Annotated in this window: 22 protein-coding genes; 14 read left to right on the top strand and 8 right to left on the bottom strand. The window is 39.7% G+C overall.

The features are described from left to right. Positions 1-702 (bottom strand): response regulator transcription factor, encoded by a 702-nt coding sequence (locus tag J8M01_RS22675; protein WP_211059430.1) that lies wholly within the window; start codon positions 700-702, stop codon positions 1-3. Between the two features lie 166 nt (positions 703-868). Between J8M01_RS22675 and J8M01_RS22670 the strand changes: the two genes are divergently transcribed. From J8M01_RS22670 to J8M01_RS22660, 3 genes are all read left to right on the top strand, one after another. Further along, positions 869-3,013, top strand: coding sequence for a TonB-dependent receptor (locus J8M01_RS22670; RefSeq protein WP_211059429.1), 2,145 nt, complete (start codon positions 869-871; stop codon positions 3,011-3,013). A 353-nt stretch (positions 3,014-3,366) separates the two neighbouring features. After that, positions 3,367-4,710 (top strand): serine hydrolase, encoded by a 1,344-nt coding sequence (locus J8M01_RS22665; RefSeq protein ID WP_211059428.1) that lies wholly within the window; start codon positions 3,367-3,369, stop codon positions 4,708-4,710. 247 nt (positions 4,711-4,957) lie between these two features. Then, positions 4,958-5,362, top strand: coding sequence for a hypothetical protein (locus J8M01_RS22660; protein WP_211059427.1), 405 nt, complete (start codon positions 4,958-4,960; stop codon positions 5,360-5,362). Between the two features lie 97 nt (positions 5,363-5,459). Here the strand turns inward: J8M01_RS22660 and lodB are convergent, their stop codons facing one another. Next, positions 5,460-6,590 (bottom strand): lysine-epsilon-oxidase maturase LodB, encoded by a 1,131-nt coding sequence (lodB, locus tag J8M01_RS22655; protein ID WP_211059426.1) that lies wholly within the window; start codon positions 6,588-6,590, stop codon positions 5,460-5,462. Between the two features lie 6 nt (positions 6,591-6,596). Next, positions 6,597-8,681: a CTQ-dependent lysine 6-oxidase LodA gene (gene lodA, locus J8M01_RS22650; protein ID WP_211059425.1), complete on the bottom strand. Its 2,085-nt coding sequence runs from the start codon at positions 8,679-8,681 to the stop codon at positions 6,597-6,599. A 639-nt stretch (positions 8,682-9,320) separates the two neighbouring features. On the opposite strand from lodA, the gene J8M01_RS22645 reads away from it, so the two are divergent. The 4 genes from J8M01_RS22645 (at position 9,321) to J8M01_RS22635 (ending at position 12,031) form a co-directional block, all read left to right on the top strand. Then, complete coding sequence (locus J8M01_RS22645) at positions 9,321-9,743, top strand: hypothetical protein (RefSeq protein WP_211059424.1); 423 nt, start codon at positions 9,321-9,323, stop codon at positions 9,741-9,743. A 239-nt stretch (positions 9,744-9,982) separates the two neighbouring features. Continuing rightward, positions 9,983-10,255, top strand: coding sequence for a MerR family transcriptional regulator (locus J8M01_RS24065; protein WP_247671246.1), 273 nt, complete (start codon positions 9,983-9,985; stop codon positions 10,253-10,255). A 35-nt stretch (positions 10,256-10,290) separates the two neighbouring features. Next, positions 10,291-10,482, top strand: a complete 192-nt coding sequence (locus J8M01_RS24060; protein WP_247671245.1) for a hypothetical protein — start codon at positions 10,291-10,293, stop codon at positions 10,480-10,482. Positions 10,483-10,834: 352 nt separating this feature from the next. Continuing rightward, the gene (locus J8M01_RS22635; RefSeq protein WP_211059423.1) at positions 10,835-12,031 is read left to right on the top strand and encodes a serine hydrolase; all 1,197 of its coding nucleotides are present in this window, start codon (positions 10,835-10,837) and stop codon (positions 12,029-12,031) included. A 49-nt stretch (positions 12,032-12,080) separates the two neighbouring features. On the opposite strand, the gene J8M01_RS22630 is transcribed toward J8M01_RS22635, so the two are convergent. Continuing rightward, the gene (locus J8M01_RS22630) at positions 12,081-12,806 is read right to left on the bottom strand and encodes a transporter substrate-binding domain-containing protein (protein ID WP_211059422.1); all 726 of its coding nucleotides are present in this window, start codon (positions 12,804-12,806) and stop codon (positions 12,081-12,083) included. 300 nt (positions 12,807-13,106) lie between these two features. Between J8M01_RS22630 and J8M01_RS22625 the strand changes: the two genes are divergently transcribed. From J8M01_RS22625 to J8M01_RS22605, 5 genes are all read left to right on the top strand, one after another. After that, positions 13,107-14,630, top strand: coding sequence for an EAL domain-containing protein (locus J8M01_RS22625; protein ID WP_211059421.1), 1,524 nt, complete (start codon positions 13,107-13,109; stop codon positions 14,628-14,630). A 642-nt stretch (positions 14,631-15,272) separates the two neighbouring features. Beyond that, entirely contained in the window at positions 15,273-15,683 is a 411-nt protein-coding gene (locus J8M01_RS22620; protein ID WP_211059420.1) for a DUF6326 family protein, read from the top strand. 18 nt (positions 15,684-15,701) lie between these two features. Next, positions 15,702-15,842 (top strand): hypothetical protein, encoded by a 141-nt coding sequence (locus tag J8M01_RS22615; RefSeq protein ID WP_211059419.1) that lies wholly within the window; start codon positions 15,702-15,704, stop codon positions 15,840-15,842. Positions 15,843-16,029: 187 nt separating this feature from the next. After that, complete coding sequence (locus tag J8M01_RS22610; RefSeq protein WP_211059418.1) at positions 16,030-16,764, top strand: DUF4386 domain-containing protein; 735 nt, start codon at positions 16,030-16,032, stop codon at positions 16,762-16,764. Between the two features lie 322 nt (positions 16,765-17,086). Continuing rightward, positions 17,087-18,190: an AraC family transcriptional regulator gene (locus J8M01_RS22605; RefSeq protein WP_247671244.1), complete on the top strand. Its 1,104-nt coding sequence runs from the start codon at positions 17,087-17,089 to the stop codon at positions 18,188-18,190. 82 nt (positions 18,191-18,272) lie between these two features. On the opposite strand, the gene J8M01_RS22600 is transcribed toward J8M01_RS22605, so the two are convergent. From J8M01_RS22600 to J8M01_RS22585, 4 genes are all read right to left on the bottom strand, one after another. Continuing rightward, positions 18,273-18,710: a hypothetical protein gene (locus J8M01_RS22600; RefSeq protein ID WP_211059417.1), complete on the bottom strand. Its 438-nt coding sequence runs from the start codon at positions 18,708-18,710 to the stop codon at positions 18,273-18,275. A gap of 94 nt (positions 18,711-18,804) precedes the next feature. Then, entirely contained in the window at positions 18,805-19,680 is an 876-nt protein-coding gene (locus J8M01_RS22595; protein ID WP_211059416.1) for a hypothetical protein, read from the bottom strand. Positions 19,681-20,418: 738 nt separating this feature from the next. Next, positions 20,419-21,447: a methionine synthase gene (locus J8M01_RS22590; RefSeq protein WP_192506430.1), complete on the bottom strand. Its 1,029-nt coding sequence runs from the start codon at positions 21,445-21,447 to the stop codon at positions 20,419-20,421. A gap of 108 nt (positions 21,448-21,555) precedes the next feature. Next, positions 21,556-22,530 carry a DUF1852 domain-containing protein gene (locus J8M01_RS22585; protein WP_211059415.1) on the bottom strand — a complete coding sequence of 325 codons (975 nt, stop codon included), beginning with the start codon at positions 22,528-22,530 and terminating at the stop codon, positions 21,556-21,558. 675 nt (positions 22,531-23,205) lie between these two features. On the opposite strand from J8M01_RS22585, the gene J8M01_RS22580 reads away from it, so the two are divergent. Together J8M01_RS22580 and J8M01_RS22575 are read left to right on the top strand one after the other, a co-directional pair. Beyond that, entirely contained in the window at positions 23,206-24,018 is an 813-nt protein-coding gene (locus J8M01_RS22580) for a sulfite exporter TauE/SafE family protein (protein WP_211059414.1), read from the top strand. 602 nt (positions 24,019-24,620) lie between these two features. After that, positions 24,621-25,360: hypothetical protein (locus J8M01_RS22575; RefSeq protein WP_247671243.1), on the top strand; the 740-nt coding region annotated here is incomplete at its 3' end.

Raw genomic sequence — 25,360 nt, 5'->3', positions numbered from 1 at the left:
TTACGACTGACAACTAAATAGCTGATATCCTTCGCCTCTTAGCGTCACTAAGTGTTCAGGTATTTTAGGGTCGCTTTCAATTTTTTTACGTATTTTAGCGATATGTATATCCACTGTGCGCGTATCGATATGTTCAGTTGATTTATATCCCCACACTTCTCTTAATAATTCATCGCGTGATACAGGGGATTTTTGCTGGTTTAAGTAAATCAAAATACTCACTTCTCGGCGGGTATAGCGCATCTCTTGTTGATATGAGCACCCGGTTAGTTTTTGCGTACAAATACGCACATGTTTACCAATGGCGAGAGTATGGTCATTACCAGATAATCCAGAGCGCCTTATTAATGCAGTGACTCTTAATACTAACTCGGATGTAGAAAATGGTTTAGCTAAATAATCATCAGCGCCTAACGTCAGGCCGTTAATGATATCTTCTTCAGCATTTTTTGCAGTTAACATTAAAATAGGTTGTACCTGAGAGTGTTGCCTGATTGCATTGCATATTTCAAAACCATTCATCGATGGCAGCATCACATCTAAAATAATGCAACTGTACTTCTGTGCTAAAGCGCGCGTGAGCCCTTTTTTACCATCCATTTCACTTTTAACGTCAAACCCATGAAATACAAAAAGATCGGTAAGACCACGCAGTATACTTGGCTCGTCTTCGATAATAAGCAGAGAGGGTTTTATATTCATATTATTTTCAATTCTTTGGCTCACTTATGGAGACTATATCATTATTTTTAATAGCTAAAATGCAAAGTTTTGTAAAAGTTTTATAGCGTTGTTTTTACTTTTTGTGCCTACTTGACGCGTGGTTTACTGGCTAAGATGCCCTGAACTTAATGACAGGGCACTAACAATGATAAACAGTGATATTCAACCACCTCTATTATTTAAGCGATCGGCTCTACGCCAAGCAATTTTAAGTTGTGTTTTAATGGGCGGTTCTTGTACTTTGATTGGTTTTTCAAACGTCAGCGCTGCAAATGAATCAGCTGCCAATATCGACAGATATGAGGCTCGTACTTTTATGGCGTTAGACCCGCAAACTTTATACGATATTTTAGAAAATACGCCGGGTGCAAATAGTCTTTTAAACGCACTGAACGACACGTCAGAAAATCGCGGTTTTGGTTCTGCGGGTGAGCAAATTTTAATAAATAGTAAGCGAATGTCGGGAAAAGAGAATAGCCTTGCTAAAGAGTTGGATAGTATTCAAGCACAGGACGTTGATTATATTGAACTGATCCGTGGTACTCGGTCTGATTTAGATGTACAAAGTAACGGGTTAGTGATTAATGTGGTTCTTAAAAAAGACATAGAACCCTCTATTTTATGGACATTGGGGACAGTCAAAACGGCTGATATTAAACCCTATTCAAGGGGGTCATTGACGTATAGCGCAAGTATCGACAATTTTAAATATAGACTGGGTATGAGCCACTCAGTGAATCCTACAGAAATAAGTTCAAGTGAGTATTTTACCTCTATTGATCAAGTTCATACACAAACAAATACTCGGGTGCGTGACAACATCTACACAACAAGTCAGTTATCAGCCAAATTAGAATATGTATACTCTGATAAAACCTCAATGCAGCTCAATGGTATTTACGAAAAAATTAAAGTCGACGCAACCATCAGCAATGACGGTGAATACTTAGTGAAGAACACACAAGAGCATAAGGCCTTAGTTTATGATTGGGCTAGAGATAAGTGGGAAATTAGTGGAGATATCAGCCATGAGTATAATGATGATCATCAATTAAAATTACTGTTCATCAGTAATCGAGCGGACTCAGACGATAAAATTTGGCACAGTGTATCTAAAGGCGGCAATATACTGCTTCCTGACTACACATTGCCGCGCATATATACCTCAAAGGAAAATGTCTTACGCATCAATTGGCGCTATAAATTGAATACACGTCATACTTTTGATTCGGGTTTTGAAGTCGCGATAAATGAACTCAATGAAGATTTACAATTTATTCGTCAATCAGGCGTTACTTACCGCTCTACGGAGTTGAATGATATTAAAGAAACTCGTTACGAAGCCTTTAGTAATTATAATTTTGCAATGTCTGCTGCGCTTAACCTGCAATCATCATTGATATATGAGCGCTCCACCATAGACGTTGCGACTGACTTACTGTTAGTGAGCGACACATTACACAACGCACAAAGTGATACTTCTCGCACGTTTAATTACCTTAAGCCACGTTTGAACCTAAGGTATGATTTAAATGAGATTTATCAAATGCGTTTTAATTACCAACGAACGGTGAGTCAACTTGAACTGAAAGACTTTGTGCCCTGGTTTGACAGCTATGAATCTCGATTAGAAGAAGCGAACCCAGATTTAAAACCCGAAGTACGTGATGAGCTTTCATTCGCTTTTGAAAAGCAGTGGCAAAACACCAATGGTAGTTTTACCGTCACGCCTTATTATCATAAAGTCAGTGATTTAATTAATGAGGTGTTATTAGCGAAGCGATCGGGTGACGGAAATATTGACAGGGCTAAAGAGTACGGCGTTAAATTAGAAACAAATTTTGGGTTAGAAGCGCTTGGACTAAATAATACCTTGGTCAGTGCCAACTATACATGGCGAGAGAGTGACGTGGTACACCCTTTTACTGGGGAGCGAGGGCCGATTGAAAGAGTGAGTAAAAATGAATGGCGTGTAAAGCTCAACCAAAATGACATTTTACCTGGGCTATCGTTAAGTTTAACGCTTGAAGATAAGAGCCGTTATGAATTTTATTACTATGATTACCAAGGTAATGTTGACACCAAAATCACAGCAAATGCCTTTATTGATTACCAAATGACGAAGAACCTAAAACTGCGTTTAAAAGGTGACAATTTACTGAATGATAGGTACACAGTAAATAAAGCGCGTCATACAGCATTGTTTACTGACAGTGATTTTTTAAGACAAGAGCGGCGTGATAATGAACGTGCGCCTAGGTTTTCATTAATATTAACAGGCCAATTTTAAGCTGTATTTTTGCCAAACGAGTGGTATGGGGCTGAGTTTACAGTGTGCGGCATAAAGTGCGTGTTAATATTATCAATGGAGTTTATGGATTAAAGGTGTGCGATAAACAGGTGTGCGATAAACAGGTGTTCGCCTTTTTTATTGCCTCATATCTGAGCAAATTATCACGTGTGATGACCTTGAGATTAAAAGGTGGTAGCCAATAAGTTGGCTATCAACAACTCTGACCCTTTTGATATTCCTGACCCTTTTGATATTCTGACCTTTTCGATGTTAAGCGCTTTTAGCTGCCCTAATTTATTGTCGAACGTTTCGTCTTGTTTAACAAAGCGACAAACTAAAACAGGACCATTATGAACAATAAAACAGGTTTATTAACCGGGGGGTTATGTGTAGCGTTACTCAGTGGCTGCAATTCGGACCCACAAGTATTAATAGGGTACAGTGCAAACCAACTATGCTCGCGACACTTTATCTCGGATGAGCCCGTCGATTTTATAAAAAGTCGGGTGATCCCGGAAGCATTGGCAACCTTACCAGATGACACTCAAATACACGTCGATTCAGGTAATCATGTGGTTACTCTTTCAGCCGCGATTGATAATGAAATAATAACGCGAACATCCGTTTATAGAGAAGGTTTTGGGTGTACTTTGTTATTTGATTTAACAAAAGAGCAATTACGGGCACAAACCGCTCATGTGAATACGCCAGAAGCTTCACCGAGTGCGCCGATTGATAAGGCGGTTAATTCAAACCTTACGCTAGATAAGTTTTTTAAGACGAATCAATATGATTACGCGTGGAGTGATAACACATTTGCCGTTGCCGTAATGCACAAAGGAAAGCTGGTCGCAGAGCAATATGACGACCATCATCATGGCGACACCCGAGTACTGAGTTGGTCAATGGCCAAAACGCTCACCGCATTAATGACCGGCGTTTTGATAGACCAAGGTAAGTTAGCGCTCAACCAAACGGTGTCTTTTGGCCAGCATGGCATGACCATTAAGAACCTGCTTAATATGAGTTCAGGCGTCAAATGGGCCGAAACGCCAGACATTCATGGTTATGAAGATTTGGCACCGATGTGGTATTACCATGGTAACTCAGTTGAATATGTATCGGCATTAGGGAAAGAGTATACGCCAGGCAGTCGGTTTGAATATGCGACGGGGACCACGCAATTGCTTAGTTCAGCAATAAAAACAGCCTCAGGAGGAAGCTTTCAAACGGTGAATGATCTATACCAATCACACCTATTTAAACCTTTAGGGATCAATAATGCCGTCGTAGAGTTTGATGAAGCAGGTAACTTTCGAGGTGGCGCTCGTATGTTTTTGACCATTCATGATTGGCTAAAAATTGGTGAGTTATTTATCAATCAAGGTCGTTGGGGTGATCAACAGGTCGTGCCTGAATCTTGGCTTACAGAGGTGATGATGTCGCCGGGTGTATCAAAACATTACGGTGCACAGCTTTGGCTTAATGATTTGCAGTTTTGGCTACCTAAATTGCCAAAAGATACCGTATCTCTTCGAGGTCATCGTGGTCAGTATGTGATTATTATTCCTTCTAAACAGCTTGTGGTCGCACGTTTTGGCGCATACGGCTCGGTAGTAAATCAAAATATAGGACTTGCCAATAAACGCGTTTTTAGTGCTGTCGTGGATGTTTTAAAGCAACTAGAAAAATAGTAAGTTTAAGAATAAAAAAGCGCGTTTAAAATGGGATAGAACTAACAGGTCAGAAGTCTTTCATTTTAATCTTTTTATTTTTTATAAAATATAAATGGCGGATATTGTTGAGATAGCTTAAATAGAGTATTCTTTCCGAAAAATCGGTACTAATGCCATATGCATGCTTTTGGTCGTGTTTATTGGGTATACGAAACGCAACAATTGCCCTTGATAACTTACTCAATAGCATGCTTTTTAAGAGATTATGAAAATTAAATTATTTACACCAATTATATTAGCCACAACTTTATCAGCATGTAGTTCTACATCAAATGGTGGGGGTTGGCCTGAAGAACTAAAGCTTGCTGCAAATCAAATAAATAGTAGTTTGCCTATGATGATAGATGCAGAGACAAGGATTGACTCTACATTCGCTTTTATGAACACGTTTACATACAATTATACGATAGTTACTTCATCGGTAAATGAAATCAATGTTCAAGCGTTTAGGGATTTGATGACGAAAAAGATCTTTAATACAGTGTGTACTAAACCAGATATGGCTTCATTCGTACAAAATAACACTGAAGTGAATTACGCTTATGTTGACTCCGAAGGTAAACATATAACTAAAATATCTGTTGATACGCGCCAATGTGAAAAAATATAAAAAGGCGCTAGTAGGGGCCGAATACTTCAGCTTCATGAATTTTGATTTTTGAGCGGCTAACGACAGCCGCTTTTTGGTAGTGAACTGTGGATGCAGATTACGCCACTTGGTGCACGTGCTGCTGGCGTTTCGCCCAAAAGGGGGCGTCATTCCAGCGTTGCTCTTTGTGATAAAAATGCTGCTTTAAACCTAAATATTCCTCAAATTGCCGGATTAAATCTTGCTGATATATATGACTATTTTCATTAAAATTAGCAGGGCTTGTAGCGTTGCCTATGATGGTTGCTACTTGGCACCCAGAGGTCATGGCAAAACCCAGACCCATAGAGGAAATAGGGTCAAATGCGCATGCGGCATCTCCTACAGGTAAATAGTTTTTTATGTGACTAAATTGATTAAAGTGAGTACCGGCGGGTCTGATCCAAAGGTTATTATCAATAAAATGTGCCCCCTCGACTCTTTTTGACATATATTTGCTGTGTTTGAGGTGCTGTTGCCAATGTGATTGACGGTTTAACTTCATTTTTGAGATTAATTCAAAGTCGCTAAAGTAGGTAACGACAACCATCTGATCAGACAATGCGGCACTATACCACCAACCATACTCGTCACTTTCAATTAATTGAATTTGTTCAAATGAGGTCGAGTCAGATTTATAAAAAGCCCCAACGCCAGTGAGTCTATCGTGTTGTGTAACAGACGCACCTAATGATTTACTTAATGATGAGTTTCGTCCTGAAGCATCCACCAGATAATTGCACGTTATTGCAAACTTCCCATGTTCTGGATGATTCACTTCAACCACATAACGACCATCTTGCAATTGAGTGACCGCTTTGTGTTTAGTTCGAGGAAATACAGTGCCACCACGATTCAGTACGGTTTCAAGGAGGGTTAAGTCAAATACCTCGCGGTTAATCTGAAACGTTGCTCTGTCTGGTGCAAAAATAGCGTGCCGATTAGCAGATTTATCGCTGCCCCAAAAAGCACTATTGCCCTGGGTTGGCGTAAAACAGCTGGTGCCAAAATGAGACTTTGGCAGGCGTAAATAGTCCAATATTGAAAAAATGCTCTCTGAGACGCTCTCTCCTACTCGCAGCCTTTGTAAATCCGAGCTTTCGACTAATGTAACGGATAATTTGGTGTGATTAAGCAAGTTTAATGCGGTGCTGGCCCCTGCGGGACCAGCGCCAACAACCAGCACATCACATTCGTGTGCATGTATCATTTTATATTACCGTCTTGTACGAGTACCACTGCGAGGTACTGCTCTACCAGCCGGTTTGGCTGTGATGGGAGCAGACATTTTTTCTTCCATACCTTTAAGTAAGGCTTTTGCTTTTGAGCAGCCTGAAGAAAGGTGGCTTTTAACATCATCAGGGATGTAAAAAACAGGAATATCAGTGCCATTATCTTGTGGGTTACCAGTAATGTCTGAAACTGGCACGTCCTTATAAGCAAACAATTGGTGATTACGTTCACTTTCAGTAAAAAATGGAAAGTTGGGTTCGCTCGCATTTTGATTACGAATAAATCCAAGCGCAGGCCAATGCTCTACCATTTGTACAAAGCTGTTAATGCCACGGGCATAGTTTACTTGTTGGCCAGCAGGCAAGTGGGTTGCTGACTGATCGTCCACTTGATTGGTCAACACGTCCCACGGACTTTGAGGTGGCCACCAGTAACTGTAATAAGTCGGCGCAAGAGGGATCATACTTGGCTCTTCAGCTGTACCTTCATTCACTTTATTGACTGTTGGGTCAGTGAAATTCACATTTTGAATGGTACAGTTGAAAAAGTCAGCCTGCCATGGGCAAGCCATGCGTTTGGTTAAATCACCCGGTTGGCACCCGCCACCTTCACACTCATCACGCTCTGGGTCTAAACCATTAGGGAAACCACTCCCTATACTTTGATCTTTAATGACATACGGTGCGACGTAAATCACGGGGTTCTGCATGCTCCAAGTTACTTCTATACCTGGGCACATTGGCAAGCCGACACAATTACCAACACTGCCTTGGTCAGCATGAAATACACCAAAACTATCTTGTGCTGACGTAGTTGGCAGTGGTTTTTCATTTGAGAAATTCCCACTGGCCCATTGGCTTAATAAGAAATATTGCGTCTGAGTTAAGGTGAGAAACTTATCGACAATATTATCTTCGGCATTACTGACCGAATTGCTACCTGAGTTAACCGGCATTAATGGCAGGTGACCTTCAATCCCATGTTCAAACAGCTGTTGATTGGTTTGCTCAATTGGCGGTGTTTGTTGCACAGTTGCAGGGTTGACCGGCTTTCTAAAATAGTTGAAATAGGCAGACCTGTTGGCTTGATTTTCTTCGGAGTTGTCTTTGAAATCAAAAATATTAGAGACGAATGCCGACATAGATTGTACGTTTGATACCCATTGATAGCGACTAATTCGCTGTATTATTGGCTCAATATCACGATAGTAATTAGCTTGATATGACGGTTGAAATTCGCCATTGCTATACATTTCAGCACATAGGTTTTGTTCACGGATAGCCACGTCGAACATGGTGTCGCTTAAGTTGGAAATATTAACGATTTCTGGGGCAAAATCAGGAGAGCCGACTATAACCCATGCTGATAACTTTAACTCTTGGCCATCGTTAAAAGTGATGGTGCAATAAACTGTGCCATCAGCAATATCATCATGCCAAGAGTCAGCTCCACCGTACGACTCAAGGGGTTCATTACCACCGGCATTACCGTAGCCTCCGATGACAATTAAACGTCCTTCGTTGTCGGTGATTATATTACCCAAAGACTTAATTTCAGTCCCTTGACAAGGTTTTGGGGGAAAGCTGACAGGGTAATTGTTGGAGGCGCTCGCGTCATCAAAAATGGCTTTGGCATTGGGCCCTGTGATTGTTCTTGGTCCAGGGTCAATAATTAAACTGCGACGGTTGGTTTCACTGGCGTTGCGCCATGGTGTACCTCGATTACTGTAGCTGTTCTCTTCACCAAATAACAGATTACCTTGCAACTCATTAAATTCGTACCAAGCCGCCTTTTTATTCGCAATGTGCACAGTCCATGTGATCGCTTTGACATTATCACTTGCTAAAGTGAGCTCGTTATTGTCTTCATCAATAATTTTAAATGGCTGGCCTTGTCTGCGGATCCGTCCTTCCTGATCCTTAAATTGATTTACTGGGCTATCGATTTTGTTGCCCCATTCATCGGCTTCAAAGGGCAAACCACCAATTTGTTCGGGTGCTAAATAGAATTGACCTTCGCTATTGCCTAATCTGGCGACGCCAACGGAAGGGTGAAGAGAATAGTTCATATTTATATCCTTTAGATATATTAACTACGGCATATAAAAAGCACCGGTTAAAAATGTTCAACAGGGCTCACTCATCATGCTGAAAAGCTTCAGCTGAGGAAATGAATGTAGCAGTAAAGTTGAAATATGGATATTTCATGGCATTACATGACGCCACTGCATAAGAATCCTCAAAGCATGTAAGCTTTTGTTGTGAATAATTAAAAAATGAAGCGATAAGCGAAATAAGCTTGTTTTGCTAATGTGATAGGTATCTCAATGCATATGAACTTGGCGCTAGAATTATTGCTGAAAAAGCACCACATTCCCCAATTTGAGTGTTTGCAATTAGTAAAAATCAGGGAAAAGAAGCGCTGAGCAATAAAGCAAAACAGGCGTTAAGCACACTCTAATTGGCATGCGAAAGCGACGCAATAAAACGTACCGATTATAGGGGGGGGAGTAAATGAATAGCCCGACATAGTGCCCCCTATATTTCTGATTTGATTGTTGTTGAAGCTGAAAATCAATAATAGCTTACGCAGTTGTCGCTTATTTTTGAGTTTTAAACAACGCGCGGTTGACGTGTCTATGGGTATCGCCTTTATCATCGGTTATTCGTTTTTTGAGACGGTTAATTTTTTAATGAGTTGGTGGTAAATGATGATTGAACAAGCAAGCTTAGATGATAGAGCATTTATAGAACAATTTGAATGCCAAACGTTGGCACCTGTATATTTCAACCATATAGGCCATATTCGGGTAACCTGTATTTACTTATGTATGTATGACTTTGTAACAGCAAGAAACCGAGTCTGTCATGGTATAAAAGCGTATGCCGAAAGTTTGGGTGCAAAAGGTAAGTTCAATATAACAATGACAAATGCAGTGGTGACACTAATAGCAACTCGTTTAGAGGCTTGTAATGACAAATCTTGGCAAAGCGTGATAGCGAATAATCAAGATATTGTGTTGGATACGCCAGGTGTATTGCGTCAATATTTCACGCCGGAAGTTTTATTCAGTAAGCGGGCAAAAGTACAGGTTATGGAGCCCGATATAAAACCCATTGAATGTTTATAATTTACGCTACTTTAAGCTTACTCACTAACCTCAGGCTTGGATAAGGGTTTTGGAATAGAGAATGTTTTGAAAACAAACTTACGTACAATGCAATGATGATATTTTGTGCAATATCAAGGCGCTTTTATGCAGTAATAGCGGGCTATTACAAATGAAAGCAACGTCGAGGGTGAGAAAAATCGCTTTATTGGGCAAATTCGCTTATCCACAGCTGAGGTTAACTATAAATAGGAGGCGTTATGCTAACAATCACAGCATTAGCGAGAGAGTGCAATGTGTCACGAACAACCATTTTATATTATGAGCGAATGGGGTTATTGACGCCCAAATGCTGGACTGATAATGGTTATCGGGGGTATGGTGATAACGAACTTGCGCGTTTAAAAAGCATCGTGGCTTATCGTGCTTTTGGTATGCCGGTTGCTGAGATCAGGCCATTGTTAGAGGAAGGGGGGAGCAGGCGCAGCCTCAGCTACTTAAAAATCAATTCAAAAACATTGATGCGGAGATAGATAAACTAAGAAAACAACAACAAGCAATTGTTGTTATGCTTCAAGAACCTGACATGTTAAACGAGCAAGTGGTGTCAAAAGCGCGTTGGGTAGAAATCATGGTGTCACTTGGGTTTGATGACAAAGATATGGCCGCATGGCATCACAGTTTTGAGGCTATGAAACCTACGCAACATCAAAGATTTCTAGAGTCACTGGGCATTACGGCTGAAGAAATAAAAAAATAAGGATGTTATAAATAAACACTTTTTGTTGTTCTGATCATGTTAGGTATTAGATAAATCAGTTTTGCATTTAAAGTGGTTGCTTTTAAGTTGTTAATTTTAATTGTTTTATTTTTCCATTTGAGACATCAGTAAAAAGTCACTACAACCTCAAGTATTTTTCAACTGGCTGTTAGATTATGTTTTTTGATTTCATCATTAAATATTTATTTTTAGATTGAACTGGAATAGAGATGGAATTAACCGTTTCTTGTGAGGTATTACTTAGTGGACCATAGGCAACAGCGGGGGCAAGTGGCAAACGTACTGAATAAGTTCAATTAACAACGTATCAGTAAATAAAAAGGGAAATAGAATGGCCAGTAAACTAACAATTAAAATCTTGGTTATGACGACATTACTCAGCGTTGCGAGTAATGGTATTTTTATATCTACCGCCAACGCAGAAAGTCGCATTGCACCAGAGGTAACCAATGCGGAAAAATCACTGTCATTTTGGGATTTGCCTTATCTTAAGCAGGCCTATATTTCGGCGGCACCAAAAGATAGAAAAGAGGGGATTTCTGTTGGGCAATTGGGGGACAGAGTGGCTAAAAAAAATATTATTAAGTTAGCCGAAGAAATAGCGCAAGGTAAATACGGTCTTTATGACGGCTTGTTAATTAGTCACAAAGGTAAGCTGGTGTTTGAATCTTACTACCGACGAGGTCGTGTAAATTTGGCAGCAGGGCAGGCATCGGCAGCAAAAACTTATACCAGCTTGGCACTAGGCCGTGCAATTCAATTAGGCTATTTAAGCATGGCTGACTTAGACAAGCCGCTTGTCAGTTTTTTGAAAGACCTAGATACGACTAAGCTCGTTGCAGGGGCTGAAAAAATCACCCTGCATAAAGCGCTCACCATGCGTGGTGGTATTCGTGTGAGTGACGAGCAAGTGAAGGCATTGGAGGGGACGCCCGCCAAATTAAAAGGTCAAAGGCAAGTTCAAGCGTTACTTGAACATAGTACGCCTATTAATTCTGAATCTCAGCGTTATTCATATGGTAATTTTAATCCGACCTTGGTGATGCAAGTACTGGATGCTGTGGTGCCAGGTACTGCGCAGAGTTTCATTAAAAAGGAGTTGTTGGATAAACTGGGGATCACCAACTATCGTTGGCAAAATGCCATCAGTGGCTTGCCCGAAGCGGGTTGGCGTGTGAGTTTAACGTCGCGCGATATGCTGAAATGGGGCACTTTGCTTGCCAACAAAGGTAAGTGGCAGGGCGAGCAGCTTATTTCAATGGCTTACTTAAACAAGGGGACCCGAGGTATTGTACAACCTGCTGAAGCGTGGATCCCAAAAGCTTATCAGTATGGGTATTATATTTATCAAATGGATATACCTGTTAAAGGCAAAAGCTATAATGCCAATTTTGCTTGGGGTGGTGGGGGGCAATACATCATCTCCATTGCAGAGCTTGATTTAATTGTGGTGATTAAAGGTCATGATAGAGAAGATAAGATCATGCCACATGCTTTAAAAACCATAGTTCCCGTGTTTGCTCATTAAACGTGTCAGAGTAAAAATCAATGAAAGAGGTCAACATGGTTGGCCTTATCTATTTATTGATATCTACGTGGTTTTGTATTTTTTCAAAAGCGGCTTTAAAGCGCTGAACTAACAGAGGAGAAGTGCTTTTACTCATGGCGATATAAAGTTGGAATTCATTTGGATTAAAAGTAAACACTTTCTTTAATAATTCGTACTGAAGGTCAGAGCTTTCTACGTGAGTTTTGATCATTGCATCAGTGGCGATAATTAAATCTATTCTTTTAGAAAACAACATTTCTATGTTTTGTTTGTTGGTCGTTGTTAGGTACAGATCCAAATTTTTGTCTAAGTTATTTTGCTTTAAATAGTGGTGGGTACTGTCTTCTCGGGTTACAGCGATTGAGTATTGGTTGGCATCGTCAATGGTGTCAATTTTAACATGTGAATGCTCTTTCAGTGTCCATATATGCCCTTTAAGGGGGCTTATCGAACCTATCCAATGGAAAAGTTTCTCACGATCTTTTGTTCTTGCAATGGAGAATATAAGCACGTTCGGTTGCTCTAATGCGACCTTGTAAGCCCTTGCCCAAGGGTATACTTCAATGGGCGCATTAAAGTTGACTTCAGCCATTATTTTTTTCACTAGTCGTACTGCCACACCTTTAACAGGTCTGTTTTGCTCACTGATTTGAAAAGGCGGGAAGTGCTCTGTCACGACTCTGATTGATTCAGCGTTGGTAGTAACGTTAAAGCTGAAGAGTGTAATAGAAAGCACAAATAATTTGTTTCTCATTGTCACGGTTAAATGACCTTAATTGGATCAAGGGTACTATTTATTGTAGTTAAACCTATAGAAGTGGTGAGATTTATATGATTGATGCGGTTTCTTGCATCATTGAACTTTAGCGTTTTAAGGACGATCGTTAGCAGCAACGGTTTTCATTTTTTTAAGCGCCGCTATAGAAAAAATGAAAGGTGTCAGCCTTGTTTTTATTGCAACTGCCGCCTTTAAATGTTGACCTCCTTCATATTCTAGACAACCATATGATGTAACCTCCTAAAAGCACATCATAATGTAACAGCAGGTAGTTTTATGAAATTTCAACGTCCATGGGCGTCAGCTTTATTATTGTTAACGTGTATTACTATTACCTTAACTTTTCATCACCACATTGCGAGTTTTTACGTTAAGCATGCGATTGATTCTGAGTTGGAGTTCTTGCTAGAAAAGCTCGAAACGCATGTGGGAGAAGCGATTGACATGAATGAGCAGTTTATGCGAGAACTCACTTTTGATTGTTCAGCATCTGATATTACGAAAATGCAGCGGGCGGCATTTACAAGTCCGCATGTGCGCTTATTTGAGATTCATACACAAAGTGGCAAACAATGTTCAAGTCATGGCAGGGCGGTTGAACAAAGCGAAGAAGACTCTTGGCATACTCTGAAAGATAACGTGTTTATTGGCTCTGAGTTAAATAATATTACCCATACCCATGACCTTGCTGTGATTAATACAGCTCCTAATTACAAACTCATTGCCGATATAGAGCCTATTCATATCCCTCGGGCATTTTGTGATGAGTGTGCTGTATTAAAAGTTCAATTGAATAACCTCGATATTTTGGTGAGTGATATTGATAGTCAAACAAACGACTTGGCTTTGTCTTCTTTTATTTATTCAGATAAATATCCATTTTCTTTGTCACTGTCGGTGTCGAAAAACTATTTATCGCCTGTAGAGCATTGGAGTGGTGCGATTAGTTTAGGCATTGGTGCAACTTTAGGGTTATTACTGGTTTTTGCTATGCAATGGTTGTTAAGTCAGAATCAAACTATGGAAGCTTTGATAAAGCAGGGACTGCAAGCGCATGAGTTTAAGCCATATTACCAGCCTATTTTACACTCTAAGTCGGGAAAAATAGTGGGCTGCGAGGTTTTAGTACGCTGGGTAAAAGAAGATGGCACGGTTATTCCGCCTTATCAGTTTATTCCATTTGCAGAAGATTCTGGCCTTATCATTCCAATTACCGAGCAGTTACTTTACCGAGTTGTGCGTGATATTAAAAAGTTGAACTGGGCTGACACTGATAAGTTTATGAGTGTGAATATAGTACCTGAACATCTTTATAGTAATGATTTATATGATTATATTTTATCTTTAAAAACAGATGATAGCTGGAGTTTTAACAATTTATCGTTGGAGCTCACGGAGCGCAGAAAAATTGAAGACTTACAGCAAGCTAAAGTGACTTTATCTAAATTCTACGAGATGGGTATTGAGCTTAAACTTGATGACGCGGGGACGGGTTATGGTGGATTTTCGTACGTACAAGAATTGGGTATTTCCACGATTAAAATCGACAAAATGTTTGTTGATGTGATTGGCACCGATGATATGAAAAGCTCGGTACTCTCGTCAATTATTGCGTTTGCTGAGGCTTCTTCTAAAAAGACCATTGCCGAAGGGGTTGAAACGAATGAGCAAGTGGAATATTTGGCCAAGCACGGCGTCTATAAAATACAGGGCTATGTTTACGCCAAACCCATGCCGTTCAATGAACTGGTGGAGTGGAAAAAGGTAGCTAAAAACCTCATTACGATGAAACATAGTTAACCTCAGGTTTGGATAAGGGTTTTGGAATAGAAAATGTCTTGAAAACAAACTTACGTACAATTCAATGATGATATTTTGTTCAATATCAAGGCGCTTTTATGCAGTAATAGCAGGCTATTACAAATGAAAGCAACGCTGAGAGTGAGAAAAGTCGCTTTATTGGGTAAATTCGCTTTATTGGGTAAATTCGCTTATCCAGAGCTGAGGTTAGTTAGTATTAAGTGGCTCGTTTTTAGCGATTCGTTCTACAGCTGAGCCAGGTTACGAAGTAACTTGGCTGAATACCTCGATATCATACATTTCCGATTGGCCTAGATTTTCTATTTATCGCGTTACGTACTGTTTTTATATAAGTTATTGAAATTTAAGTTTTGTTTGTTTTGGTGATTACGTCACACCGTTATGTTTATCACTAGCAAGCACTGCGATTTTCCTCTGAAATGGCCTCTGTTTTATGATCACAGCGCCAGCTATTACTCTAAAAGTGACAAAAATGCTTCTGAGAAATAGCCGAAAAGCATAAATCGGCAAATATTTTAAACAAAATTGCAAAAAATCGTTCGAATAGGCCCATTGGAACGACAGTCGGACGCAATTGAGACATGGTTCATATCGAATCTTAATACTTGAACGGAAAATGATATGAAAATCTTTGAATGGCATGGCACACGCAACCAGTTACTTTCTTTATTGTGGATTTTTTTAACTGTGAATTACATCTATTGCGATGTGTTTACATTACATCTGGCCCAATATCTAGAAGCATTTTTGTCGGGGGAAGTCGGTGATATGAAAATCACTGAAGAATTTTTACTCGCTTTTGCTGTTGTGTTGCAAATACCCATGATCATGATTGTTTTGTCGAGCACCTTAACTTTCAGGCTAAGCAAATATTGTAATATCGTGGCTGGGCTTATTACCACTTCAGTTCAAACCTATACCGTGACAATGGGCGGCACACTTCATTATATGTTTTTTAGCTTTTTCGAGATTTGTACGGGGTTACTCATTATTTATTTGGCAATCACTTGGCAACAAGAGTCCGCAGAGTAGGTCGTTATAGCCGTCTTTATGGAACATAAAAATGAACAGCTTGACATAAACACACACTCGCTGGGATATATGGCATTTCTTAGCTATGCCATTGCATTATTACGATATGAAGCACAGCTGAAAATAGGGTACTTGCTATCAGTGCATGTTGCTATGTGAGCCTTAATGCTGATGGTGGACAGTATAAAAGGCATGAAGAAAGTAGGTTTATCGCTGGATGATTGCATCAACGCGGTCATTTCAGCTGTTTTTTAGTATTAGGGTTTTATTTAAGAAAAGATACTTACATAGCATGTTGATTTTAAATGTTAATTTAAGTGTGACGATAGAGAGGAAAGAAATAAAAATGCAGAAAGAAAAAAATCAAAATATGCAACGTTTTTACGCAAGGCTTGCAGGGTTGTCTTATATTATTTTTACTGTGGCTGGATTAGTCAAAAACTTTTTGTTAGATACAGGGTTATCAGATATCAATGCGCTTGACGCAAATCGTATCTTTGCAAATGAAATGCATTTTCGCTTCGAAATTTTGGCAGAAATGGTGATGTTTCTGGGTGTAATGATGGCATCAGTGTCATTTTATTTTGTGTTGAAGAGTGTCAATAAACAGCTTGCACAAACCGCTTTATGCCTGAGATTAATTGAAATTGTTTTTGGTGGTGTTGCTGTTATTTTTAGTATGGCGATGCTGGCATTGTCGAGTAAAACGTATCTTTTAGAGATGTTTGATTTGGAGCAAGTGCATACGTTAGTACGTGTTGTTGCAAGCTTTAGAGCTCCAGCTTATGAATATAGTTGGATATTCATGGGGGTAGCAGGCGTTATTACATTTTATTTGTTTTTTAAAACACGTTATATACCAAGAGCGTGGTCAGTATGGGGCATGTTTACATACACAAGCTTGATATTGTACCCGATAGCAAAGTTACTGGCCCCAATTCCCCACGAAGTAATGTATTTACTGATGCCAGGTGCGCTTTTTGAATTAGGCGTTGGTATTTGGTTGCTCACAGTGGGGATTAAATTGCCAAAAAGTGATGCTGATGCGTTAGACGTGAGTCAACTAGCAAGCAAAGAGTAATGCTCATTCGGTGCGACATGAATACAAATTGATTCAATGATTTGAGTTGCATGGTTTTAGTAACACGGTTTTAGTCACATGGGTGACCCTAGGCGCTTTGATTTAAAGGTTAACCCACAAATGACGATATCATAAGATGTGGTTATCAGGAGCTACCCAATAGCTTAAGACACTTTGATGAAGTGAAAGCTATTGGGAACACACTGCCGGTGGACCATTATGCTATTTGACTTTACAATTACTTTTGTAAAGTCAAAAGCGCATACTTGGTAACAAAATGGTCAACCTTTTACCCACAATTTTATACTCCTGCATGATGGGCATGGCAATATTTGCTTTGGTAGAAGTTTTTAACAAACCAAAGCAAAGACACACCTTTTTTTTGAAAGGGTTGTTGTTATTGCTATTGATACATTTAGCGGGGGAGCTATTTATCTATTCTGGGGCTTATGTTTACGCACCGGCATTGGCGGGTGCTCAATTTCCGTTTCGGGCGTTGCTCGGTCCAGCGTTATATTTTTATGCCCATGCGATGATGTCACCCGCTAAACCCGTGGGTAAGCGGCTTTATTTTTTGGCATCAGTTGGACCCGTTTTAGTTGTATTGCTCATGCTGCCCTTTATTTTTATGATAAGCCCTACTGAAAAATTGGCGCTGGCAACGCCGTCGACGCGGGATCCTGAGCTTTGGAAAATAGCGGTGTTTACCTGTTTGTCTACGACATTTGTTTTTATCGCATTTACGGCTTTATTTTTAGCAATGGCGTTTAATCTCCACAATAGGCATTGCCAGCAGTTGATGGAACGCTTTTCTGACATTGAGCAACGAGCAGTGGGGTGGTTTAAAGTTGTATTGCTCATTTGGGGCGTTGTTTGGTTTATGTATGCTGTTGAGTTTGCTTTAGGCGCGCTGGGGTGGCGTTGGTTTGGCTCAGGTATTGTACTGCCTATTTTTGAAGTAATTGCACTGGCTATTTTTGTGCAAAAGGCCTTAGGCCAAAGGGGACTGCATAGCGCCGAGCAAGGTTTACCGCGTACGAGTCAAGGTAGAGCTGCGTTACTCAGCGATGAAAAAATGCAACGGGTTGCGTCAAAACTTGAGCAGTCGATGAAAGAAGATAAGTTGTTTTTACACAATGATTTATCTTTAAAGAAGCTCTCAGAATCGATTGCTGAAACCGAAAACCATATATCAGAAACCCTGTCTCAGCTTTTACAGACTAACTTTTTTCAATTCGTGAATGGTTTTCGCGTTGAAGAAGCAAAAGCTGAATTGAAAGATAAGGGGAAACTCGTGACTAATATTGCCTTAGATGTGGGCTTTAACTCTAAATCGACATTTAATACCGCATTTAAAAGGGTGGCCGGATGTAGCCCATCGGCCTATCGCAATTTACTCAATGACAATAAGCCAGACATGCTTTAAACATGCCTTGTTATCGTTATTTAAAAAGGTATGTCTGGGTGTATAAGGTAAGCAGCTTTGATAAGGGCTTAAGCTATATGGTTCATGGTTTAGTTTTATCTTTTTGTATAAGCGTATTTGCACCATACCAAGCGGCAATAGAGTAACAGATGACGAATGGCAGGGGTTCTACGCTCAGCCACAAGAACAAGTCTGACCATGAAGAAAAGGCCAGCGTTTGCCCAAACTCATGCTCATATTTAGTAACGCCAACCAATAAAAATGTGATAACAGCCACTTGCAAAGTGTGCATGACTTTAAAGCGATGAGCACTTTGCCTATGAACAAACGGTGCTTGCTTGTTTAGAGTGACCCAGCGCAGGGCATAGATTGTAACGAAAAACCACACCGTTATTTTAAAGATATTTGTATTAAGTGAATAGAGAAGATCGACATTATCTGTATCCAGATAGTCAAAAAACGTAAAAATAATGAACTGTACAAAAGACGTTAACACACTGAGTAAAATAATTTTAAGCACGATGTTCCTTAAATATAACTTGTAAACAATAAGTATATAGATGTTAAATATCAACCTCAATATAAAATGAGATTGATATTTTGCTTGCGTTTGATTACGGGCAAGGCACTTGAATTACTTGACCATTGCTAAATGTTCTGTAGCACACCGATTTAGTTGGTGGTGGTATGATAACAATTACGCCACCATTACTACCGCCGTCATTTCCAGTACCATCACCTCGGCCACTACCCGCTCCTGCGGCACCAGCATTGAATTGTGCCATGTTGAACGTTTTTCCATCTCGGGTAACAGCTATGATTTTACCGCCCTTTATTGTTAGCTTGTCACCAACTTTGAATTTTGTTTTATCGGCTCCTTGAAATATTTCACCGATAACCCCGCCCACAATAATCGTGGCTATTATATTATCGAAAGTCGAACCTGCTCCCTTTAGGTATGCTACAGCTCGACTAGCAGGGTGAGCAGTGAGTGCGTTAACTAAAAAGGTATATCTAATCCGCTTTGCAGCATTTATAGTATCAATGTCATCCTGTGTAACTATATGATAGTATTGAAAGTTTTTTAAGTAATTTGATAATTGGAGAATATATGGTTTTTTATCTTTATGATAGTCATTCCACGCTTCACAATCATAGTCCCTATCGTATTCACAACTTAATGCACTATCAATAGTTGAGTTCTCTGGTTTTCCTGTAGACATAAAAAACGCGTTAGTGGTTGTGCGGCCTTGTAGGTTTTGTAAATACTCTAAGTAAGTTTGAGAATTAACTTCAACGCCAGAATCGCGCATAATAAAAAGGCTGTCATCTTCTAACAGACTTGTACCTTCCAAGCTTATGTAAGACTGAATTGACTCGTCTAGTTCACAATAAGATGTTTCACATAGAAATATAATTTTTTGTTCTTCTGATTTTGAATAAAAGCTCAGTAGTAGTAAAGAGATTAAAGTAATGAGACGGGTAAACATTTTCCTTCCTTTTAATAAATATTTTGCATTAATGTAATGTTTGTACCTATATTTGTCAAGTTGTGATTCTTTATTTTAACTCATGTAGATAATGTGTTTTATCTATGTTTTATCTATGTTTTATCTATGTTTTATAGATTTATTTTTAGTTCTATGGTTTTTTGGAACAGGTGGCGTTTTAAGACTTGTGTTCTGTATTTCAAGTGGAGGGAATTAAAGTGATACTGTGCTGTTTTTTTGAACTATCTTTGATGGTGTTTAAAGTATCTATGAAAAAGCAATGTGCTAAAAAGCCTTATTAGAGCAGTGCGTATATCATTGTTTAATCTAGAGCTACTGATGATGCTATTGAGATTGACGGGCCGAAAATGAAGTGGGAATGAGCTTTCAGATTAGCATGTATAGAATAACGACGGCTATATGGCCTTGATAAGGCTCAACGCATGTTTTTCACGTTGAGCCTGTTGAAGAAATACATATAAAACAGGGTTTAGCTGTATGAGTTAACCTCAGCTCTGGATAAGCGAATTTGCCCAATAAAGCTATTTTTCTCACTCTCGGCATTGCTTTCATTTGTAATAGCCCGCTATTACTGCATAAAAGCGCCTTGATATTGAACAAAATATCATCATTGGATTGTACGTAAGTTTGCTTTCAAAACATTTTTATGCCAAAACCCTTATCCAAACCTGAGGTTAGTTAAGTTGTATTGCTAAGTTGTATTGCTAAGTTGTATCGTTAAGCCGATAACTCTTTTCTGATGATCTCGGCACCAGCACTTAACGCGTTCAGCTTTCCTCTCGCGACGGTATGCGACAGAGGGGCCATACCACAGTTTGTACATGGGTAGAGTTTATCGGCATCGACAAACTGCAGGGCTTTTCTGAGAGTATCTGCGACTTCCTCTGGTGTTTCAATCGTATTACTGGCCACATCAATCGCACCGACCATCACTTTCTTGCCACGAATGAGTTCAAGCAAATCCATAGGCACATGAGAATTGTGACACTCCAATGAAATAATATCGATATTTGATTTTTGTAGTTTTGGAAACGCTTCTTCATATTGACGCCATTCAGACCCAAGTGTTTTTTTCCAGTCTGTATTGGCTTTAATGCCATAGCCGTAACAAATGTGCACGGCTGTTTCGCATTTTAACCCTTCGATGGCGCGCTCTAATGTGGCAATGCCCCATTCATTGACTTCATCAAAAAATACGTTAAATGCAGGCTCATCAAATTGAATGATATCGACACCTGCTGCTTCCAACTCTTTGGCTTCTTGGTTGAGTATTTTTGCGAATTCCCATGCCAGCTTTTCGCGACTTTTATAATGGGCATCATACAGGGTGTCTATCATGGTCATCGGGCCAGGCAATGCCCACTTGATGGGTTGCTTGGTTTGCTGACGTAAAAATTTGGCATCTTCAACAAAAACAGATTTTTGGCGACTAACAGGGCCAACAACGGTTGGCACACTCGCATCGTAGCGATCGCGTATTTTAACGGTTTCACGTTTTTCGAAATCTACGCCGTTGAGGTGCTCAATAAAGGTTGTCACAAAGTGCTGACGGGTTTGCTCGCCATCACTGACAATATCTATCCCAGCGTGTTGTTGATCTTGTAATGACAATCGCAAAGCATCTTGTTTGCCAACAATGAGCTCGTTGTCTTGCAATTTCCAAGGAGACCATAATGTTTCAGGTTCTGCAAGCCACAAAGGTTTAGGTAAACTGCCCGCAGTTGAAGTCGGTAATAATGTTTTCATGTTAAATGATGCCGTATATTTTATTGATGATAGAACGTGGCTATTTTCAAGAGTCTTGCCACGTAACTGCTGCATGTACTTATTTCATATATCAACTATGTATATTAATTACACATAGTTGGCAGACCATTGCTCAAGCACATTTTGGTGTGGTTTGATGAAATGTTCTTCAGTAAATTTACCTTGCTCACTTGCCAATCTGCTGCGCTCTTCTCGGTCATAAATTATTTGAGTGAGTGAATGGTCCAAATTCTTTAAGTTAGGTTTGTAAGACGTACCAGCGACCGCATTGGCATTATAGATTTCAGGTCGATAGATTTTCTGGAACGTTTCCATGGTGCTGATGGTGCTAATCAGTTCAAGCGTGGTGTAATCATTCAGCAAGTCACCAAAGAAAAAGAAAGCCAAAGGGGCGACACTGTTTGGCGGCATGAAGTAACGCACCTGCAAGCCCATTTTTTTGAAGTATTGCTCAGTCAGAGATGATTCATTTGGCTGGTATTCAACGCCTAAAATCGGGTGTTGATTTTCAGTACGCTGATAGATTTTGTTATCAGACACACTGAGGCATATCACGGGCAGTTTCTTGAAATTTTGTTTATACACTTGTGAATTCACAAAGTACTGAAAAAGTTTGCCGTGTAGCTCGCCGAAATTGTCAGGAATGCTAAATTGAGGCTGACCTTTATTGTGTTGTTGTAGCAATACACTAAAATCGTAATCGCGCACATATGAAGAAAAGTTATTGCCGACAATGCCTTCAATACGCTTATTGGTTTTGTGATCAATGATGTGCGTTTTCAGTATTTCAATTGACGGAAAAGTTTCACCTCCGCCTTCAATATCCATGTTTACTGAAACGATTTCTAGTTCAACAGAGTAACGGTCTCCTTTGATATTATCCCAGTTAGCTAAGGCATTGAAACTATTATCAATCATTTTTAATGCATTTCGTAAATTTGCTTGACGGTGGCTGCCTCTCGCTAAGTTAGCAAAGTTGGTGGTAATACGTGTATTGTCTGAAGGATGATAATTTTCGTCGAGACTTATGCTCTTAATCGTAAATGTAAATTCTTTGTTCATGATAATCTGGTATCCAATTTTTGAGATAAAACCTGAATTAGTTGATTGCTCTTGTTGTGCTTTCCAATCTACCTATCTGATTTAATCAGCGAGTAATTTAAACCGTGTGTTCTATTTAGCGTATGTGCCTTATTGAGCATCAACGGTTGTCTTGCTTTGCGTTAAGAGCATGGCACTATTTATACGTGCTTAGATGCATGAAGAAAAATGGTTTAATTTCAGATACAACATGAGTCATATTCAAGGTGCAACTAAATCGAAAAAGGTCATCCAGAATACGCATGAAACTGAGTGTTAAAACATTAAAATACCACCTAAAAGTCTGGGTGTTTAGATGGCTAGATATCCACCTTGTGTTTTTTTCATATGAAACATTAATAAAATTCAAGAGTTATCATAATTAAATGTTAAATCGGGCCTTAGATATATTGATATACTCAAAATGGATGTGGTGAGCTGAGGATAAAACTTAAGCGCCATAGTTGGCTTACATGGTGTGGTTGAGGTGTTTATGTCTTGAATCATTTTCATGATGATAATCTGATAGTTTACGAAAAGGTTTATGATTGGCCGCATGTTTCGTGAATTGTGATACCAACCTCATACTGAGTTTGCCGCTAAAGAGCACAGTCATGTTGCGTGATTGCCCTTGAACTATAATTAGAGATGAATGGAATGAGTGAATTAATATTGTTGATTGTGTATTGTGCCATACTCGGGAGCGGGGTTGGCTTTCTTGCTGGGTTGCTAGGTATTGGTGGGGGGCTGGTTATTGTACCAATACTGAGCAGTATTTTGCTCTACTTAGCGGTTTTACCACCTGAGCAAGTGGTTATCGTTGCAATCGCGACGTCATTGGCATCGATATTATTTACCTCGACTTCTTCTGCAATAGCACATCATAAAAATGGGAATGTCCCTTGGGATTTAGCGCCCTGGATCATGACAGGTGTTGCGCTAGGCGCGCTGATCAGCGGTTTTATGGCTGCGCTGCTACCAGAGCAAGCTGTTCGCATCATTTTTGCTGTCAGTGTGGTACTCATTGCGGTAAAAATGTTTGTAAGCAGCACTAAAAAAGACACAGCTAAAACGCGGAAAATACCAAATAAAGGGATGTTAACCATTTTTACCACTATTACCGGTGGGCTGTCTGCCATGATCGGCATTGGTGGTGGCGCGTTGTTAGTCCCTTTATTGACCTTCTTTTCTCTGGATATGAAAAAGGCCATTGGCTGTGCGTCTGCGTGCGGGATTGTTATCGCATTGTTTGGTTCGATAGGTTATATCAGTTCTGGTAGCACACACTTCTCATTGAAAGATGGCTTTGCAGGATTTGTTTATTTACCGGCTTTATTGGGGATCGTGTGTACGTCTTGGTTTACCGCGCCTCTTGGCGCAAAAGCAACGAATCATTTACCTGTGCCGACAATAAAGAAGATCTTCGCAGGGCTATTGGTTGTTATGGCGGCAAATATGATATTGAGTTAATAGCCGAATTAAAGTCAGAGAGGCTGGGAAGCGCCTCTTTGATACGTGAGCTTGTTGTCTGTGTTTCACCATAATTAGGGAGGATTAAGTTGCAAGAAGAACAGCATTTCCCCATAAGATGTAGCTTAACTTAAGCATATCACTTTTTATCAGCGTGATATTAAAAAACCAATAAATGTCGAGCAACATGAGTTATAAACTCACACCTACTTTTGCTATTAAAAATAAGTTTACCCCCATGATTGGCTTCATCATAATACCTAACATAACTTGACGATTACTTAAATCTTTGGGCTGCAGCGTTACCGTGTTTTGTTAATGATGCACGCTAGCTAAGGAATTGTTTCAATGCACCATGAATGGGAGCGGTAAAAGTGTCTTTGACGGAAAGTATACATGAGTGTAGCGCTATATTTTATGAAATTTCAATGTAAATTATTTGTTTTTAAAATGTATCTTAAATGTATTTGTTTTTTCTGTATTGATCACTACGCTGAAAGGGCAACGTTCAGTATAGGGATACTTTTTATCACTTAACTGTGGTTGCTTAGCCTTGGTTTACTTATATAAACCATTACATATATGGATATGGAGTTTTTATAATGAAATTTATTACAAGTTTATTGCTAGGCGCATTGGCCGTCCCTGCGTTTTCTGCTATCAGTGCACCCGAATCGTACGGTGTCTTATTTTTAGATAGAAGTGGGTCTATGATGACACAAAGACCTGACGGCCAATCACGGTGTGCTTTCTCAAAACAGCAAGCGATTAATAAAGTGACACAGTTCTTTTTGGATAGTTCAATTAATGGTCAAAAACTGAATGTAAAAACGTTTAGTAACGGCGGGCAAATTCAGTCCATTTCCAGTGGCTTTGTTGATTTTACGTCTGCTTTTATGGCGCTCCAACAGCTGGATAGTGAAGGCTGTACAGGGTTGACCGCACTTGCAGAAGCGATGTGTGATGGCGCAGATGAGCTTCGCAATAATTTTTCGGTTGAAGCGAGTCAAGGTGCTATTTTGCGCGTGTATGGGTCTACCGACGGGGATGAGAATGCGAGCCCTGTGGCAAACTGTGGCGGGTCAAATTGGCAAGCACAAGTTACTTCAAAGTACTTTCTAGAGTTACCACAAGTACAGTTTAATGCAACGATTTACACTGGCACGGTGCAAAACATTGTTAATGTAAATTCAGCAGTTGCTAATGATACGTCAGCGAATGCGAGTTCACAAAAATTAAATGCGCAAAATATTCCGACATTTGAATTTTTGAAGCAACTAGCCACTAAAACAGGTGGAAAAGTTGAGCTGGTGAGCGACAGTGATGGTGGCTCAGGGCAGTG

This window comes from Pseudoalteromonas sp. MMG005 (assembly GCF_018101015.1).
Taxonomy (GTDB): domain Bacteria; phylum Pseudomonadota; class Gammaproteobacteria; order Enterobacterales; family Alteromonadaceae; genus Pseudoalteromonas; species Pseudoalteromonas aurantia.
This window is presented reverse-complemented; position numbering and strand designations above follow the sequence as displayed.

Excerpts from the sequence above, each read along its gene's own strand:
- J8M01_RS22675 (WP_211059430.1), bottom strand. The coding sequence starts at position 702 with ATGAATATAAAACCCTCTCTGCTTATTATCGAAGACGAGCCAAGTATA.
- J8M01_RS22670 (WP_211059429.1), top strand. The coding sequence starts at position 869 with ATGATAAACAGTGATATTCAACCACCTCTATTATTTAAGCGATCGGCT.
- J8M01_RS22665 (WP_211059428.1), top strand. The coding sequence starts at position 3,367 with ATGAACAATAAAACAGGTTTATTAACCGGGGGGTTATGTGTAGCGTTA.
- J8M01_RS22660 (WP_211059427.1), top strand. The coding sequence starts at position 4,958 with ATGAAAATTAAATTATTTACACCAATTATATTAGCCACAACTTTATCA.
- lodB (WP_211059426.1), bottom strand. The coding sequence starts at position 6,590 with ATGATACATGCACACGAATGTGATGTGCTGGTTGTTGGCGCTGGTCCC.
- lodA (WP_211059425.1), bottom strand. The coding sequence starts at position 8,681 with ATGAACTATTCTCTTCACCCTTCCGTTGGCGTCGCCAGATTAGGCAAT.
- J8M01_RS22645 (WP_211059424.1), top strand. The coding sequence starts at position 9,321 with ATGATGATTGAACAAGCAAGCTTAGATGATAGAGCATTTATAGAACAA.
- J8M01_RS24065 (WP_247671246.1), top strand. The coding sequence starts at position 9,983 with ATGCTAACAATCACAGCATTAGCGAGAGAGTGCAATGTGTCACGAACA.
- J8M01_RS24060 (WP_247671245.1), top strand. The coding sequence starts at position 10,291 with ATGCTTCAAGAACCTGACATGTTAAACGAGCAAGTGGTGTCAAAAGCG.
- J8M01_RS22635 (WP_211059423.1), top strand. The coding sequence starts at position 10,835 with ATGGCCAGTAAACTAACAATTAAAATCTTGGTTATGACGACATTACTC.
- J8M01_RS22630 (WP_211059422.1), bottom strand. The coding sequence starts at position 12,806 with ATGAGAAACAAATTATTTGTGCTTTCTATTACACTCTTCAGCTTTAAC.
- J8M01_RS22625 (WP_211059421.1), top strand. The coding sequence starts at position 13,107 with ATGAAATTTCAACGTCCATGGGCGTCAGCTTTATTATTGTTAACGTGT.
- J8M01_RS22620 (WP_211059420.1), top strand. The coding sequence starts at position 15,273 with ATGAAAATCTTTGAATGGCATGGCACACGCAACCAGTTACTTTCTTTA.
- J8M01_RS22615 (WP_211059419.1), top strand. The coding sequence starts at position 15,702 with ATGGAACATAAAAATGAACAGCTTGACATAAACACACACTCGCTGGGA.
- J8M01_RS22610 (WP_211059418.1), top strand. The coding sequence starts at position 16,030 with ATGCAGAAAGAAAAAAATCAAAATATGCAACGTTTTTACGCAAGGCTT.
- J8M01_RS22605 (WP_247671244.1), top strand. The coding sequence starts at position 17,087 with ATGGCAATATTTGCTTTGGTAGAAGTTTTTAACAAACCAAAGCAAAGA.
- J8M01_RS22595 (WP_211059416.1), bottom strand. The coding sequence starts at position 19,680 with ATGTTTACCCGTCTCATTACTTTAATCTCTTTACTACTACTGAGCTTT.
- J8M01_RS22590 (WP_192506430.1), bottom strand. The coding sequence starts at position 21,447 with ATGAAAACATTATTACCGACTTCAACTGCGGGCAGTTTACCTAAACCT.
- J8M01_RS22585 (WP_211059415.1), bottom strand. The coding sequence starts at position 22,530 with ATGAACAAAGAATTTACATTTACGATTAAGAGCATAAGTCTCGACGAA.
- J8M01_RS22580 (WP_211059414.1), top strand. The coding sequence starts at position 23,206 with ATGAGTGAATTAATATTGTTGATTGTGTATTGTGCCATACTCGGGAGC.